The following is a 13490-nucleotide window of genomic DNA, read 5'->3' on the forward strand; positions in this document are numbered from 1 at the left end:
GCTCGGGGCCCATGGGTGCGATCGGCACCCGGCTTTCCCTGCGCCCTCTGTTCAAGGAGAGGGCGGAACGAAGAGCAAAGCTCGGGCAGATCATGTCGCGAGAGCGCGAAAATATGACTCACAGCGAACCACAAATTCGATGTCGTCCCGGTCAAGCGAAGCGCGACCCGGGACCCATAACCACGAATGCCAGTTGCTATGCACCGCTGGAACGACGAGTCCCGCCTACAACATCTGCTGCGGCGTATGGGTCCTGGCTTTCGCCAGGACGACGGTGGTGAATGTGGCGCCGTCATCGCGCCATTCGCGGACTTGCGCCGCGAACAGAGAATGCCGTTACTAGATCGGCTTGCCTGTATACGGCATCGACGCGGTGAGGCCGCCGTCGACCGGGATGGCCTGGCCGTTGACGTAGGACGCCTCGTCGCTTGCCAGGAACAATCCCATCGCGGCGAGTTCGTGCGGCTGGCCGGGGCGCTTCAGCGGATTGAGCTGGCCGATCTTGTCCTGGGTGCCGCGCTCCTTGGCGCGATCGAACACCGGTTTGGTCATGCCGGTCTCGATCAGGCCCGGGCAGACCGCGTTGATGCGCACGCCGGTGCCGGAGAGCGAGTAGGCGGTGGTCTGCACCAGGCTGATGACGCCGGCCTTGCTGGCGCCATAGGGATGTCCGCTGGCGCCGGCCTTCAGGCCCGCGACGGAGGCGGTGCAGACGATCGAGCCTGAGCCCTGCTTGGTCATATGCGGGATCGAATGCTTGATCGCGAGGAACGGCCCGATCAGATTGACGCGCAGCACCTCCTGCCAATGTTCCGGGGTCTGATCGGCGAGCGGCACGAGGCCGCCGCTGACGCCGGCATTGGCCCAGATCGCATCGAGCTTGCCGTACTTCGACAGCGCCTTGTCGATGAAGGCCTTGACGTCGCTCTCCGAGCCGGCGTCCGCAGTGACCGCTTCGACGGTGCCGCCGGCATCGCGCACCAACTTGGCGGTCTCGTTGACGCCGTCGGTGCGATCGACCGCGATCAGCTTGGCGCCTTCCTTGGTGAACAGCAGCGAGGCGGCGCGGCCGATGCCGCTTCCAGCGCCGGTGATGATGACGGATTTGCCTTCGAGGCGGCCCATGGTTTTTCTCCCTGTTCACATGGTTAGTTCGAGTGATCCTTGGCGCGTCTGCCGCGCGACGGAATTCAAACAAAATTTCAAACGTCCGAAGCACTTGAGACGATGTGCGGCGTGACGTACAGCGAGACGGGACAGTATTGAAGGGCTCATCCGATGTCCAATCCAGACAAGCCTCACGTGACGGTGACGCGGTGGTGGTGGGTTCGCCACGCGCCGGTGCGCAGCGACGGCGGCAACATCTACGGACAAGAGGATATCGACTGCGACACCGGCGACGTCGAAGTGTTCGAGGCGGTCGCCAAGATGCTGCCGCGCGATGCGGTGTGGTATTCGAGCAATTTGAAGCGCACGCACAAGACCGCGGAAGCGATCTGGGCCGCGGGTTTTCCGAAGCCGGCCAACATGACGCAGGAACGCGACTTCGCCGAGCAGCATCTCGGCCGGTGGCAGGGCATGAACCGCGCCGCGCTGCTCGCGCGCCAGCCTCCCGGCAGAAGCTGGTTTGCCGACGTCAACGAGCCCGCGCCCGGCGGCGAGAGTTTCATGGATCTCTACACGCGGGTCTGCCGCACCATCGTGCGGATCACGGCCGCGGAGCCCGGCAAGAATATCATCGCGGTCGGCCATGGCGGCGTGATCCGCGCTGCGGTCGGTCTTGCGCTCGGCGGCCAGCCGGACCGGGGCCTGTCGTTCGATATCGACAATGTCTCGGTGACGCGGCTCGATCATATCGCAGGCGTCGGCCTGTCGACCTGGCGGCTGCCGATGGTGAACCAGCAGCCCTGGATCGCCGATCCGCGCCACGCCGCGATGCATCAGCCGTCCGGACCTGAAGTCCGCCCGGCCAGCAAGCTTGCGTGAATGCCGCTATCGCAACACGATAGCGCTGCCTAAGCTCGACACAGAATTCAAACGCTTACATCAGGGAGAGAAACATGACCTTGTTCGACATGAAGGGAAAAGTCGCCGTCATCACCGGCTCGACGCGCGGCATCGGGCTCGCCATCGCCGAGCGCATGGCCGAGCACGGCGCCAAGGTCGTGATCTCCTCGCGCAAGGCCGACGTCTGCGAGCAGGTCGCGGGCGACATCAACGGCAAGTTCGGCAAGGGCACCGCGGTCGCGATCGCCGCCAACATCTCGTCGAAGGAAAACCTGCAGAACCTGGTCGACGAGAGCAATCGCGCCTTCGGCAAGATCGACGTGCTGGTCTGCAACGCGGCGTCGAACCCGTATTACGGTCCGCTTGCCGGCATCTCTGACGATCAGTTCCGCAAGATCCTCGACAACAACATCGTCGCCAACAACTGGCTGATCTCGATGGTGGTGCCGCAGATGATCGAGCGCAAGGACGGCTCCATCATCATCGTGTCCTCGATCGGCGGCCTCAAGGGCTCGACCGTGCTCGGCGCCTACGCGATCTCGAAGGCCGCCGACATGCAGCTCGCGCGCAACCTCGCCTGCGAATATGGCAAGCACAATATCCGCGTGAACTGCATCGCACCCGGCCTGATCAAGACCGATTTTGCGAAAGCGCTGTGGGACAATCCGGACACGCTGAAGGCCTCGACCGCGCGCTCGCCGCTGCTGCGCATCGGCGTGCCTGACGAGATCGCGGGCGCCGCCGTGTTGATGGGCTCGCGCGCCGGCGACTTCCTCACCGGCCAGACCATCGTGATCGACGGCGGCGCGACGATCAGCTGACGCGAAGCGTCATCTCCGGGGCGCGCGTGGGCGCGAACCCCGATGCGCGATTGCGCATCGGGGATCTCGATCCGCAACGGCTTTATTCCACCGCCGCGTACACGCCGTTGCGCACCAGCGAGCGGGTGTATTCGCGCTGGCCCGGGCCCTGCATCATGAAGACCGCGATCAGGTCTTCGCGCGGATCGATCCAGAAGAACGTGCCGGCCATACCGCTCCAGAAGTACTGGCCGACCGAGCCGGAGAATGGCGCGACGCCCTGCTGCATGCGCACGGCGAAGCCGAGGCCGAAGCTGTGGCCGGGCGACACCAGCGTGCCCTGGACCTTGACGCCGGTGCCGAGGTGATCGGAGGCCATGAATTCGAGCGTCTTGCGTCCGATGATCCTGGTGCCGTCGAGCGAACCGCCGCCCAGCAGCATCTGCGCGAAGCGGGCATAGTCCATCGTGGTCGACACCAGTCCGCCGCCGCCGGATTCCATCGCCGGCTTCTCCAGCATGTTGAACAGCTGCACCATCTCGTTGGTCCAGGGATCGTTGGCAAAGGCCTCGGCGAGCCGGCCGGCATTGGCTTCCGGGGTGTGGAAGGCGGTTTCGTTCATCTGCAGTGGCGCGAGGATGCGCTCGGTGAGGAATTCGCCGAGCGTCTTGCCGCTGACGACTTCGATGATGCGACCCAGGATGTCGGTGGAGCGGCTGTAGTTCCACTCGGCGCCGGGCTGGCAGACCAGCGGCATGGCGGCGAGCATGCTGGCGTGCTCGGCATTGGTGATCTTGCGGCTGCGCAGCCGCGACTGCTTGTAGAGCTCCTGCACCGGGCCGTTGCCGGTGTGGTCGTAGGTCAGGCCCGACGTGTGGCGCAGCAAGTCCTGGATCGTCATCTGCCGCTGCACGGGGACCAGCTCGAGCTTGCCGTTGTGCTCGACGCCGACCTTGGTCTCGGCGAATTCCGGGATGAACTTCGCGACGGGATCGTTGAGCAGGAAGTGGCCGTCCTCGAGCAGCTGCATGATGCCGATTGAGACGATCGGCTTGGTCATCGAGAAGATGCGGAAGATCGTGTCATGCGTCATCGGCGCCGCGGCCGTCGGGCCTTGCCGGCCGATCGCGTCGAACCAGCCGATCTGGCCGCGCCGCGCCACCAGCACCGTGAAGCCGGGCGCGGTTCCCTTGTCGACCTCGCGCTTGAAGGTGTCGGACAGGGCCTGCAGCCGCGCGCTCGACAGCCCGATCGATTCGGGTTTGGCGAGGGGGAGGGACGGGGTGGTTTGGCCGGCGGCGTGCTTGGCGGCAGTCTGGGCGTTCATGGTCTCTCCCGGTTCTTGATTCTTGCGGCGGAGTGCCGACGTGGTGTGATGGCCGAACTCTGGCGCAGAAGTTTTGCAATGAACAGAAGCTTCGCCGCTTCGCCCTTGCAAACCGGCCATGCCCTGTGCTTGAAACGGCGCGAACCGGCGGCGACGCTGGTTCCCTGCAGGAGTGTAGCTCAATTGGTAGAGCACCGGTCTCCAAAACCGGGGGTCGCAGGTTCGAGCCCTGCCACTCCTGCCAGCTTTTACCCAATCATTTGAATGTCTTGGCCGAGGTCCTGGACCCGGGCCATGATCATTTTGACTTACTTGATGAGCGGGCAGCCGCCGTCCTTGAGTGGCCGGAACGCCTGCTCGCCGGGCACCTCGGCGAGCACCTTGTAGTAATCCCACGGCGCCTTCGATTCCTCGGGCTTCTTCACCTCGAACAGGAACATCGAGTGCACCATGCGGCCGTCCTCGCGCACCACGCCATTGTCGGTGAAGGCGTCGCGCACCGGAGTCGCGCGCATCTTCGCCAGCACCGGCTTGGTCTCCCTGGTGCCGGCGGCCTTCACCGCATTGAGGTAGTGCAGGGTGGCGCTGTAGGTCGCGGCCTGGTTCATCGTCGGCATCCGCTTCATGCGCTCGAAGAAGCGCTTGCCGAAGGCGCGGGTGCGGTCGTTGAGATCCCAGTAGTAAGCCTCGGTGATGATCAGGCCCTGGGCGAGTTTCAGCCCGAGGCTGTGGATGTCCGAGATGAACATCACGATGCCGGCGAGGTTCTGCCCGCCCGCGACGATGCCGAATTCGGCGGCCTGCTTGATCGCGTTGATGGTGTCGCCGCCGCCATTGGCGAGGCCGACGATCTTCGCCTTCGACGATTGCGCCTGCAGCAGGAATGACGAGAAGTCCGGCGTGTTGAGCGGATGCCGGGCGCTGCCGAGCACCTTTCCGCCGGCGGCGCGGACCACATCGCCGGTGTCGCGCTCGATCGAATGGCCGAACACGTAGTCGGCGGTGATGAAGAACCAGCTGTCGCCGCCGTTCTTCACGATCGCGCTGCCGACGGTGTGGGCGTTGGCGTAGGTGTCGTAGGTCCAGTGCAGCGTGTAGGGCGAGCAGGACTTGCCGGTGATGTCGGAGCTCGCCGCATCCGTCACGATCATGATCTTCTCGAACTGCTTCGACATCTCCATGCCGGCAAGCGCGGTCGCCGAGGTCGGCATGTCGATGATCATGTCGACATTCTCCGCCTCGTACCATTTGCGGGTGATGGTGGCGGCGACGTCGGCCTTGTTGAGGGCGTCGGCGGTGACGAGCTCGATCGGCTTGCCGAACATCGAGCCGCCGAACTCCTCGATTGCCATCTTGGTGGCTTCGACATTCCCGGCGCCGCCGATGTCCGAATAGACCGACTGGAAATCGGTCAGCACGCCGATCTTGAGCGGCGTCTGCTGCGCGAGCGCAGGCCCCGTCAGCGCGGCGGCGATCAGGCCGGCCGCGGACAGACTCGTGACGATGGATTTCATGGTGATGCGCCTCCCCGGGGGTGTTCTTATCGGTTTGTCCGACAAAGCTAGATTTGGCCGGTTCCGCTGTCAATTCCGGTCGGTCGGGTGCGACAATCCGGCCAGTATGGGCCAGTTTGACGCTTTAGGGGCCGTCGCCTATTCTTTGTCCGACAAACGACAATTGAAAGCCCCGGGAGCTGAAGATGCCCGCCACGCCGCTGTTCCGGCGCATCGACGTCGCGCCGGCCTATCAGAAGGTCGCGGATGCGATCGAACGCGAGATCGTCAACGGCCGGATCAAGCCGGGCGAGCCGATCGGCACCGAGCAGCAGTTGGTCGAACAGTTCGGCGTCAATCGCTCGACGGTGCGTGAAGGCATTCGCGTGCTCGAGGAAGGCGGGCTGATCCGCCGCGATTCCAGCCGCCGCCTGCAGGCCTGCCTGCCGCGCTACAACAAGCTCGCCACGCGGCTGTCCCGCGCGCTGATCCTGCACGAGGTGACGTTCCGCGAATTGTTCGAGACCTCGATGACGCTGGAGGTCGCGAGCGTCGAGGGCGCGGTGGAGCGCGCGACCGATGACAACATCGCCGAACTCGCCGGCAATCTCGAGCGCAGCGCCGCTGTCGTCGGCAATCCCGCCGATCTCGCCGAGCTCGATGCGGAGTTCCACTTGCTGATGGCCAAGGCCTCGCAGAACCGCGTGCTGCAGCTCGCCCGCGAGCCCGCCGCGCAGCTGTTCTTTCCGACCACGGAGATGATCGTCGGCGGCGTGCCGGAAGGCGGCGCGCGGCTCGTCGAGGCGCATCGCCACATCCTCGATGCGATCACGCGGCGCGACAAGGAGGCCGGCGTGTTGTGGACGCGGCGGCACTTGCAGGACTGGCGGCGCGGCTTTGAGAAGATCGCCTCGCTCGATCGCTCGGTCGAGCACACCTACATGGAACACGTCTACGCTGCCCGGCAGTAGGGACGGCAAGGCCAAGAGCGATAAAGACAAGACAACGACAAAAAGCACATTCGGGAGGGACAAATGAGCGGAGACATCGCAGCAACCATCCAGCGCGCCCGCGAGCACAGCATCGGCGATCTGTTGCGCCGGTCGGCCAAGCGCTACCCCAACAAGACCGCACTGATCTGCGGCGAGGTGAGCTGGACCTTCGCGGAGATGGACGCGATCTGCAATCGGCTCGGCCGCGGCTTGCTCGGCCTTGGCGTTGCGAAGGGTGACCGCGTCGCGGTGCTGTCGCGCAACTCGCACGGCTTCGCCGCGCTGCGTTTCGCGGTGGCGCGGATCGGCGCGATCCTGGTGCCGATCAACTTCATGCTCAATCCCGACGAGATCAATTTCATCCTCGCCAATTCCGGCGCGAAGCTGCTGGCGGTCGGCCCAGATTTCGTGGAGACCGCGCACGCGGCTGCCGCCAAGGGCTCGGCGGTGGAAACCCTGATCTGGCTGCCCGGCGAGGATCCGGCCACCGCGCCCGACGGCATCACGACCTTCGACAGCCTGCTGCACAGCGACGCCTCGGCGCCGGATGCTTCGGTCGACAGCCGCGATCCCGCGCAGATCATCTACACCAGCGGCACCGAGTCGCTGCCGAAGGGCGCGATCCTGACCCATGAAGCCGTGATGTGGCAGTATGTCAGCTGCATCATCGACGGCGGCATGGCAACCGACGACACCGTGCTGCACGCGCTGCCGCTCTATCATTGCGCGCAGCTCGACGTCTTCCTCGGGCCCGCGATCTATCTCGGTGCCACCAGCCTCATTACCGGCAAGCCGGTGCCCGACAATGTCCTGGCGCTGATCGCCGCCCACAAGATCAATTCGTTCTTCGCGCCGCCGACGATCTGGATCGCGATGCTGCGTTCGCCTTCATTCGACCGCACCGACCTGTCGACGTTGCGCAAGGGCTATTACGGCGCCTCGATCATGCCGGTCGAAGTGCTGCTCGAATTGCAGCGCCGGCTGCCGGACGTAAAATTCTGGAACTTCTACGGCCAGACCGAGATCGCGCCGCTCGCGACCGTGCTTTCGCCGGAGCACCAGCTGCCGAAGGCAGGCTCGGCCGGCAAGCCCGCGATCAATGTCGAGACGCGGGTGGTCAGGCCTGACATGACCGATGTCGGGGTGGGCGAGGTCGGCGAGATCGTGCATCGCTCGCCGCATCTGTTGTCCGGTTACTACAACGATCCGGTCAAGACCGCGGCGGCGTTTGCCGGCGGCTGGTTTCATTCCGGCGATCTCGCGACCGTGGATGCTGACGGCTACATCACCGTCGTCGATCGTGTGAAGGACATGATCAAGAGCGGCGGCGAGAACGTCGCGAGCCGCGAGGTCGAGGAGATGATTTACCGGCTGCCCGCGGTGTCGGAGGTCGCGGTGGTCGGGCTGCCCGATCCGCGCTGGATCGAGGCGGTGACGGCGATCGTCGTGGTCAAGGCCGGCGCGAACCTCGATGCTGACGCCGTGATCAAGCACTGCGCGGCGTCGATGGCCCATTTCAAGGTGCCGAAGCGGGTCATCTTCGTCGATGCCCTGCCGAAGAACCCGAGCGGCAAGCTGCTGAAGCGCGAGCTGCGCCAGCGTTATGTCGGCGGCGCCACGCTGGATCAGGCGGTCCAGAAGAGCTTTGCCGGGTGATCCGCCCGGCTTCCGCGGTAGGCGGCCGGGGCAACGGACCTCGTGCCGTCCGGCTAAGTATTTGATTCGAGAGGCCCCGTTCCGGCTTGCCGTAGCCCTGGGTGGGGCGGGGCGCGGCCCCGCCGACCTTGACCTTTGGCCGGTCCCGCAGTAGATACCCGACACTCGCAGCCGGCCCGCTTTGATCGCGGATATCCGGCGCGGCCTAATTCCCCGAACATTCGAGCTCGTTTATCGGCTCAACCTTCCAAACGAGGGCTGGGTCCGCAAGGTCGGCTGTTCGGATTCCTTGAAACGTTGCAAATCGTCCGGAGACGGACGCGGATCTCACGATGGCTTTCAGCCCGTTCAAATTCCTGCAGGAAGTACGCTCGGAGACCGCCAAGGTCACCTGGCCGACGCGCCGCGAGACGACCATCACCACCATCATGGTGTTCGTGATGGTGGCGCTGGCCTCGATCTTCTTCTTCGCCGCAGATCAGATCATCCGCTATCTGATTACCCTGATACTGGGCATCCACTGATGAGCATGGGAACTCAATTGATGGACAAGCGCTGGTACATCGTTCACGCCTATTCGAACTTCGAGAAGAAGGTTCAGGAATCGATCCGCGAACAGGCCAAGCAGCGCGGGCTGGAAGAGCTGTTCGAGCAGATCCTGGTGCCGACCGAGAAGGTCACCGAGGTGCGCCGCGGCCGCAAGATCGACGCCGAGCGCAAATTCTTCCCGGGCTATGTCCTGGTGAAGATGAAGCTGACCGACGAGGCGTTCCATCTGATCAAGAACACCCCGAAGGTGACCGGCTTCCTCGGCGCGGAAAACAAGCCGATGCCGATCTCCGAGGCCGAGGCGATGCGCATCCTGCACCAAGTGCAGGAGGGCGTGGAGCGTCCGAAGGCGTCGGTGTCGTTCGAAATCGGCGAGAACGTGCGCGTGGCCGACGGCCCGTTCGCCTCGTTCTCCGGCGTGGTGGAAGAAATCGACGAGGCGCGCTCGCGCGTGAAGGTCGCGGTGTCGATCTTCGGCCGTGCGACCCCCGTGGAACTGGAATTCGGTCAGGTCGAAAAGGTGGTCTGACCGGACGGCGCGGGGTATATGCGCCCTGCGTCAAGTGAGAGGCCGTGGGAGGGAGGAGGCGGTCGCCAGCCCCTTCAACCGAACCACGGAACCTGAAACCGCCGGCCCGTCCGGCACAACAGGAGTGATAAATGGCAAAGAAAGTGACCGGATACCTGAAGCTTCAGGTCCCGGCCGGTGCGGCGAATCCTTCGCCCCCGATCGGTCCCGCGCTTGGTCAGCGCGGTCTCAACATCATGGAGTTCTGCAAGGCGTTCAACGCGCAGACCCAGAAGGAAGAGAAGAACACCCCAATCCCGGTGGTGATCACGATCTACGCCGATCGTTCGTTCACCTTCGAGATGAAGACCCCCCCGATGTCGTTCTTCCTCAAGCAGGCTGCCAAGATCCAGTCCGGCTCGAAGGCGCCGGGCCGTGACAAGGCCGGCAAGGTGACCAAGGCGCAGGTGCGCGAGATCGCCGAGAAGAAGATGAAGGACTTGAATTGCGACTCCATCGAATCGGCCATGAAGATGGTCGAGGGCTCTGCCCGTTCGATGGGTCTGGAAGTTGCGGGGTAACGGGCCATGGCAATCGGAAAGCGTTTGAAGAAGGCCCGCGAGGGTGTCGATCGCGAGAAGCTCTACCCGCTCGCGGACGCCATCAAGATGGTCAAGGAGCGCGCCAAGTCGAAGTTCGACGAGACGATCGAGATCGCGATCAATCTCGGCGTCGACCCGCGCCACGCCGACCAGATGGTCCGCGGCGTCGTCAACCTGCCGAACGGCACCGGCCGTACGCTCCGCGTCGGCGTGTTCGCGCGCGGCGCCAAGGCTGAGGAAGCCAAGGCCGCCGGTGCCGACGTCGTCGGTGCCGAAGACCTGGTCGAGAAGGTGCAGGGCGGTGCGATCGATTTCGATCGTTGTATCGCCACTCCCGACATGATGCCGCTGGTCGGCCGCCTCGGTAAGGTGCTCGGTCCGCGCGGCATGATGCCGAACCCGAAGATCGGAACCGTGACCATGGACGTCACCAACGCCGTGAAGGGTGCCAAGGGCGGTTCGGTCGAGTTCCGCGTCGAGAAGGCCGGCATCGTGCAGGCCGGCATCGGCAAGGCCTCGTTCTCCGAGGACAAGCTGGTCGAGAACGTCAAGGCGCTCGCGGACGCGGTGTCGAAGGCGAAGCCGGCGGGTTCCAAGGGTACCTACATCCAGCGCGTGGCGGTCTCCTCCACCATGGGTCCGGGCGTAAAGGTCGAGCCGGGCACGATCCTCGGCTGAGATCTCTGACCGTGACGAGATAAACAAGGGCGGGATCGGGCAACCGGTTCCGCCCTTTTTGCTGGCGCGTAATCGAGCGAAGTGGCTAGGCGGCTTCGCGTGAAGAAAGCAAGAATCCAAAGAAAGCAAGAATCCAAAGCCTCATTCCGATTCAACTGGAATGGAAAAGGCTCCAGGTGAAGTTTCTCGCAGGAAACAACAACAATGCCCGATAAGGTGCTGGTCTATTCCCGCTTTCCCAGAAACGAGCTGGTGCGCTTCGGCGAGCGCTACGAGCTTTTGAATGCCGCCGGCAAGCCGCCGACTGAGATGTTTTCGGCCGAAGAGCTCGGCGAGATCCGGGCGATGGTCACTGCGGGCGGGACCCCACTTGGCGGTGAGGCGATGGATATGCTGCCGAAGCTTGGCGCGATCATCTGCTACGGCACCGGGTATGAGGGGATCGACCGTGCTGCGGCCGCCGCGCGTGGCATTGCGGTCGGCCACAGCCCCGGCGCCAACGCCGCATCCGTTGCCGACATCGCTGTGACGCTGATGCTGGCGGCGGTCCGCCGACTGCCGGTCGTCGATAACTACGTCCGCAGCGGCGACTGGATCGCCGCCAAGCCGTCGCCAATGATGCGGCCGCAGGCCGGCATGCGCGACCGCAAGGTCGGCGTCTATGGCCTCGGCGAGATCGGCCGCAAGATCGCGGCGCGCGCAGCCGCGTTCGAAACCGAGGTCGGCTATTTCAGCCGGTCGCGGCAGGACGTGCCGTATCAGCATTTTCCGAGCCTCGAGGCGCTCGCCGACTGGTGCAGCGTGCTGATGATCGCGGTGCGCGCCGGTGCGGACACGGTCCATGCCGTCAATGCCGACATCCTGCGCCGGCTCGGCAGCAGCGGCATCGTCGTCAACATCTCGCGCGGCTCCGTCATCGACCAGAAGGCGCTGGTGGCGGCCCTTGCCAATCAGTCGATCGCCGGCGCCGGCCTCGACGTGTTCGCTAGGGAGCCGCACGCGCCGGATGAGCTGACGGCGCTGCCGAACGTCGTGCTGTCGCCACATATCGGCGGTCACACCCTGGAATCGCATGTGGCGATGCAGGACTGCGTGCTCGCCAATCTGGAGGCGTTCTTCGCCGGCAAGCCGCTGCCGTATGGGGTAAGGGGCACCTGAACGCCGCCGGTTCCTGCCTCGGAACCGGCTCATCGGCCGCAAGACGAAACTGGTCTGAAATTTGCTCTTGGCAAGCAGAGCGGGACCGGTTACATAACGGCTTCCGGGCGTGCTGGCACTTGCTGGCATGTCCGTGCTCGCATTCCGAAAACCTGAGATGATAGGAGATCATTCCTTTCCGCATGCCCGCAAGGATGCTCGAAAGGAAGGAAACCCGTCGCCTCCACCGGAATGAGGGCAGGGCGTTCGGCCTCGGCCGATAGCCCGATCCTGTCCAAGACTGCAGGCGCCCGCGAGAACTTCGTGTTTTCAACGGCTTAATCGCATAGCCTGCATAGACGGGTGAAGACCGGATTTTGTGCTCCACGTCGCGGCTTGTTCGCGGCTTGGAGGCTGGTTTGGTTCGAACCTCGACAGCCCATGGCCGCAAGGCTCTGGGAGGGCAGGCTTCTAGATGTCGTCTTGCCCGGCATGTCCGATGGGCGTTGCGCCCGAAGGATCAGGTTTAGGGCGGGACGATGGGTGCAACCCGGCGGTCCTGCCTTCGCGGAAAGGCCGCCAACCGGAAAGAGCTTGCTGTGGAACGAGCGGCAAAAAAGGAGTCGGTCGAACAACTCAACGAGGTCTTCAAGACCACGTCGGTTGCGATCGTTGCTCATTATTCCGGCCTCACCGTGGCCCAGATGCAGAAGCTGCGCATGCAGATGAAGCAGGCGGGCGCATCGGTGAAGGTCTCGAAGAACCGTCTCGCCAAAATTGCTCTTGAAGGCACTGACGTCGCTGCCATCGGCTCCCTGCTGAAGGGACCGACCGTGATCGCTACTTCGAACGATCCGGTTGCGGCGCCAAAGGTTGCCATCGAATTCGCCAAGGCGAACGAGAAGTTCGTCATCCTCGGCGGCTCGATGGGTAAAACCGTCCTGAATGTCGACAGCGTGAAGGCGCTTGCCTCACTGCCGTCGCTCGACGAACTGCGCGGCAAGATCGTTGGCCTCCTGGTGGCGCCGGCGACCAAGCTTGCTCAGCTGTCCAACGCGCCCGCGGCCAAGCTCGCACGCGTCATTCAGGCTCATGCCTCAAAGAGCGAAGCGGCCTGACCCCTTCGCTAATCTCAAACCTGGTTCGAACCAAACGTTTAAGGAACTGAACAATGGCTGATCTGCAGAAAATCGTCGACGACCTCTCGAGCCTCACCGTGCTCGAAGCGGCCGAACTCGCCAAGCTCCTCGAAGAAAAGTGGGGCGTGTCCGCCGCTGCCGCCGTCGCGGTTGCCGGCCCGGCTGCCGGCGGCGCTGCCGCTGCTCCGGCTGAAGAGAAGACCGACTTCACCGTCGTGCTGGCTGCCGCCGGCGACAAGAAGATCGAAGTCATCAAGGAAGTCCGCGCCATCACCGGCCTGGGCCTGAAGGAAGCCAAGGACCTCGTCGAAGGCGCTCCGAAGCCCGTCAAGGAAGGCGTGAACAAGGAAGAAGCCGACAAGATCAAGGCCCAGCTCGAGAAGGCTGGCGCCAAGGTCGAACTCAAGTAATGCGCGATCCGGGAGCGCCGCAGGGCGCTCCCGGGCCATCCAAACGGCGTGCGACAGGTTGTCGCGTGGCGTACCGGACACAAAAAAGTGTGGGGATCCGTGGACTTAACCCTCGAATCTCCTTTATTGCCATCCCATATCGGGTTGGCAGCGGAAAAACACGGTAGGCGGCGGGGGCGGCAGGGCACCCGG

Annotated in this window: 14 protein-coding genes and 1 tRNA gene; 12 read left to right on the forward strand and 3 right to left on the reverse strand. The window is 64.1% G+C overall.

Going from position 1 to position 13490, the window contains the following annotated elements; genetic code table 11:
- Positions 1-339: 339 nt before the first annotated feature.
- A complete protein-coding gene (locus CO675_RS28075; protein WP_097675060.1) occupies positions 340-1125 on the reverse strand; it encodes an SDR family NAD(P)-dependent oxidoreductase in 786 nt (261 codons plus the stop codon).
- A gap of 153 nt (positions 1126-1278) precedes the next feature.
- Between CO675_RS28075 and CO675_RS28080 the strand changes: the two genes are divergently transcribed.
- Both CO675_RS28080 and CO675_RS28085 read left to right on the forward strand, forming a co-directional pair.
- Positions 1279-1986, forward strand: coding sequence for a histidine phosphatase family protein (locus tag CO675_RS28080; protein ID WP_097675061.1), 708 nt, complete (start codon positions 1279-1281; stop codon positions 1984-1986).
- A 74-nt stretch (positions 1987-2060) separates the two neighbouring features.
- Positions 2061-2828 (forward strand): SDR family NAD(P)-dependent oxidoreductase, encoded by a 768-nt coding sequence (locus tag CO675_RS28085; RefSeq protein ID WP_092115009.1) that lies wholly within the window; start codon positions 2061-2063, stop codon positions 2826-2828.
- A gap of 82 nt (positions 2829-2910) precedes the next feature.
- Here the strand turns inward: CO675_RS28085 and CO675_RS28090 are convergent, their stop codons facing one another.
- Positions 2911-4134, reverse strand: coding sequence for a serine hydrolase domain-containing protein (locus tag CO675_RS28090; protein WP_158231320.1), 1224 nt, complete (start codon positions 4132-4134; stop codon positions 2911-2913).
- Between the two features lie 168 nt (positions 4135-4302).
- Between CO675_RS28090 and CO675_RS28095 the strand changes: the two genes are divergently transcribed.
- Positions 4303-4378: transfer RNA gene (locus CO675_RS28095), tRNA-Trp, on the forward strand.
- 64 nt (positions 4379-4442) lie between these two features.
- Here CO675_RS28095 and CO675_RS28100 read toward each other — a convergent pair.
- Complete coding sequence (locus tag CO675_RS28100) at positions 4443-5648, reverse strand: ABC transporter substrate-binding protein (RefSeq protein WP_097675063.1); 1206 nt, start codon at positions 5646-5648, stop codon at positions 4443-4445.
- A 185-nt stretch (positions 5649-5833) separates the two neighbouring features.
- Between CO675_RS28100 and CO675_RS28105 the strand changes: the two genes are divergently transcribed.
- From CO675_RS28105 to rplL, 9 genes are all read left to right on the forward strand, one after another.
- The gene (locus CO675_RS28105) at positions 5834-6598 is read left to right on the forward strand and encodes a FadR/GntR family transcriptional regulator (RefSeq protein WP_097675064.1); all 765 of its coding nucleotides are present in this window, start codon (positions 5834-5836) and stop codon (positions 6596-6598) included.
- Positions 6599-6661: 63 nt separating this feature from the next.
- Complete coding sequence (locus tag CO675_RS28110; RefSeq protein WP_097675065.1) at positions 6662-8275, forward strand: acyl-CoA synthetase; 1614 nt, start codon at positions 6662-6664, stop codon at positions 8273-8275.
- Between the two features lie 332 nt (positions 8276-8607).
- Complete coding sequence (secE, locus tag CO675_RS28115) at positions 8608-8799, forward strand: preprotein translocase subunit SecE (protein WP_016840554.1); 192 nt, start codon at positions 8608-8610, stop codon at positions 8797-8799.
- 20 nt (positions 8800-8819) lie between these two features.
- Complete coding sequence (gene nusG, locus CO675_RS28120; protein WP_021081670.1) at positions 8820-9353, forward strand: transcription termination/antitermination protein NusG; 534 nt, start codon at positions 8820-8822, stop codon at positions 9351-9353.
- Positions 9354-9484: 131 nt separating this feature from the next.
- Complete coding sequence (rplK, locus tag CO675_RS28125) at positions 9485-9913, forward strand: 50S ribosomal protein L11 (protein WP_006611824.1); 429 nt, start codon at positions 9485-9487, stop codon at positions 9911-9913.
- Positions 9914-9919: 6 nt separating this feature from the next.
- Positions 9920-10612: a 50S ribosomal protein L1 gene (gene rplA / locus CO675_RS28130; protein ID WP_029081784.1), complete on the forward strand. Its 693-nt coding sequence runs from the start codon at positions 9920-9922 to the stop codon at positions 10610-10612.
- Between the two features lie 204 nt (positions 10613-10816).
- The gene (locus CO675_RS28135) at positions 10817-11770 is read left to right on the forward strand and encodes a 2-hydroxyacid dehydrogenase (RefSeq protein WP_097675066.1); all 954 of its coding nucleotides are present in this window, start codon (positions 10817-10819) and stop codon (positions 11768-11770) included.
- A gap of 578 nt (positions 11771-12348) precedes the next feature.
- Positions 12349-12867: a 50S ribosomal protein L10 gene (gene rplJ / locus CO675_RS28140; RefSeq protein ID WP_050402242.1), complete on the forward strand. Its 519-nt coding sequence runs from the start codon at positions 12349-12351 to the stop codon at positions 12865-12867.
- A gap of 53 nt (positions 12868-12920) precedes the next feature.
- Positions 12921-13298, forward strand: a complete 378-nt coding sequence (gene rplL, locus CO675_RS28145) for a 50S ribosomal protein L7/L12 (protein WP_050402243.1) — start codon at positions 12921-12923, stop codon at positions 13296-13298.
- The last annotated feature ends 192 nt before the right edge of the window (positions 13299-13490 follow it).

The sequence above is a fragment of the Bradyrhizobium sp. C9 genome (assembly GCF_002532045.1).
Taxonomy (GTDB): domain Bacteria; phylum Pseudomonadota; class Alphaproteobacteria; order Rhizobiales; family Xanthobacteraceae; genus Bradyrhizobium.

Coding starts and splice junctions, on each gene's coding strand:
- CO675_RS28085 (WP_092115009.1), top strand. CDS start 2,061: ATGACCTTGTTCGACATGAAGGGAAAAGTCGCCGTCATCACCGGCTCG.
- secE (WP_016840554.1), top strand. CDS start 8,608: ATGGCTTTCAGCCCGTTCAAATTCCTGCAGGAAGTACGCTCGGAGACC.
- rplK (WP_006611824.1), top strand. CDS start 9,485: ATGGCAAAGAAAGTGACCGGATACCTGAAGCTTCAGGTCCCGGCCGGT.
- CO675_RS28110 (WP_097675065.1), top strand. CDS start 6,662: ATGAGCGGAGACATCGCAGCAACCATCCAGCGCGCCCGCGAGCACAGC.
- CO675_RS28090 (WP_158231320.1), bottom strand. CDS start 4,134: ATGAACGCCCAGACTGCCGCCAAGCACGCCGCCGGCCAAACCACCCCG.
- rplL (WP_050402243.1), top strand. CDS start 12,921: ATGGCTGATCTGCAGAAAATCGTCGACGACCTCTCGAGCCTCACCGTG.
- rplA (WP_029081784.1), top strand. CDS start 9,920: ATGGCAATCGGAAAGCGTTTGAAGAAGGCCCGCGAGGGTGTCGATCGC.
- CO675_RS28105 (WP_097675064.1), top strand. CDS start 5,834: ATGCCCGCCACGCCGCTGTTCCGGCGCATCGACGTCGCGCCGGCCTAT.
- nusG (WP_021081670.1), top strand. CDS start 8,820: ATGGACAAGCGCTGGTACATCGTTCACGCCTATTCGAACTTCGAGAAG.
- CO675_RS28100 (WP_097675063.1), bottom strand. CDS start 5,648: ATGAAATCCATCGTCACGAGTCTGTCCGCGGCCGGCCTGATCGCCGCC.
- CO675_RS28080 (WP_097675061.1), top strand. CDS start 1,279: ATGTCCAATCCAGACAAGCCTCACGTGACGGTGACGCGGTGGTGGTGG.
- CO675_RS28135 (WP_097675066.1), top strand. CDS start 10,817: ATGCCCGATAAGGTGCTGGTCTATTCCCGCTTTCCCAGAAACGAGCTG.
- CO675_RS28075 (WP_097675060.1), bottom strand. CDS start 1,125: ATGGGCCGCCTCGAAGGCAAATCCGTCATCATCACCGGCGCTGGAAGC.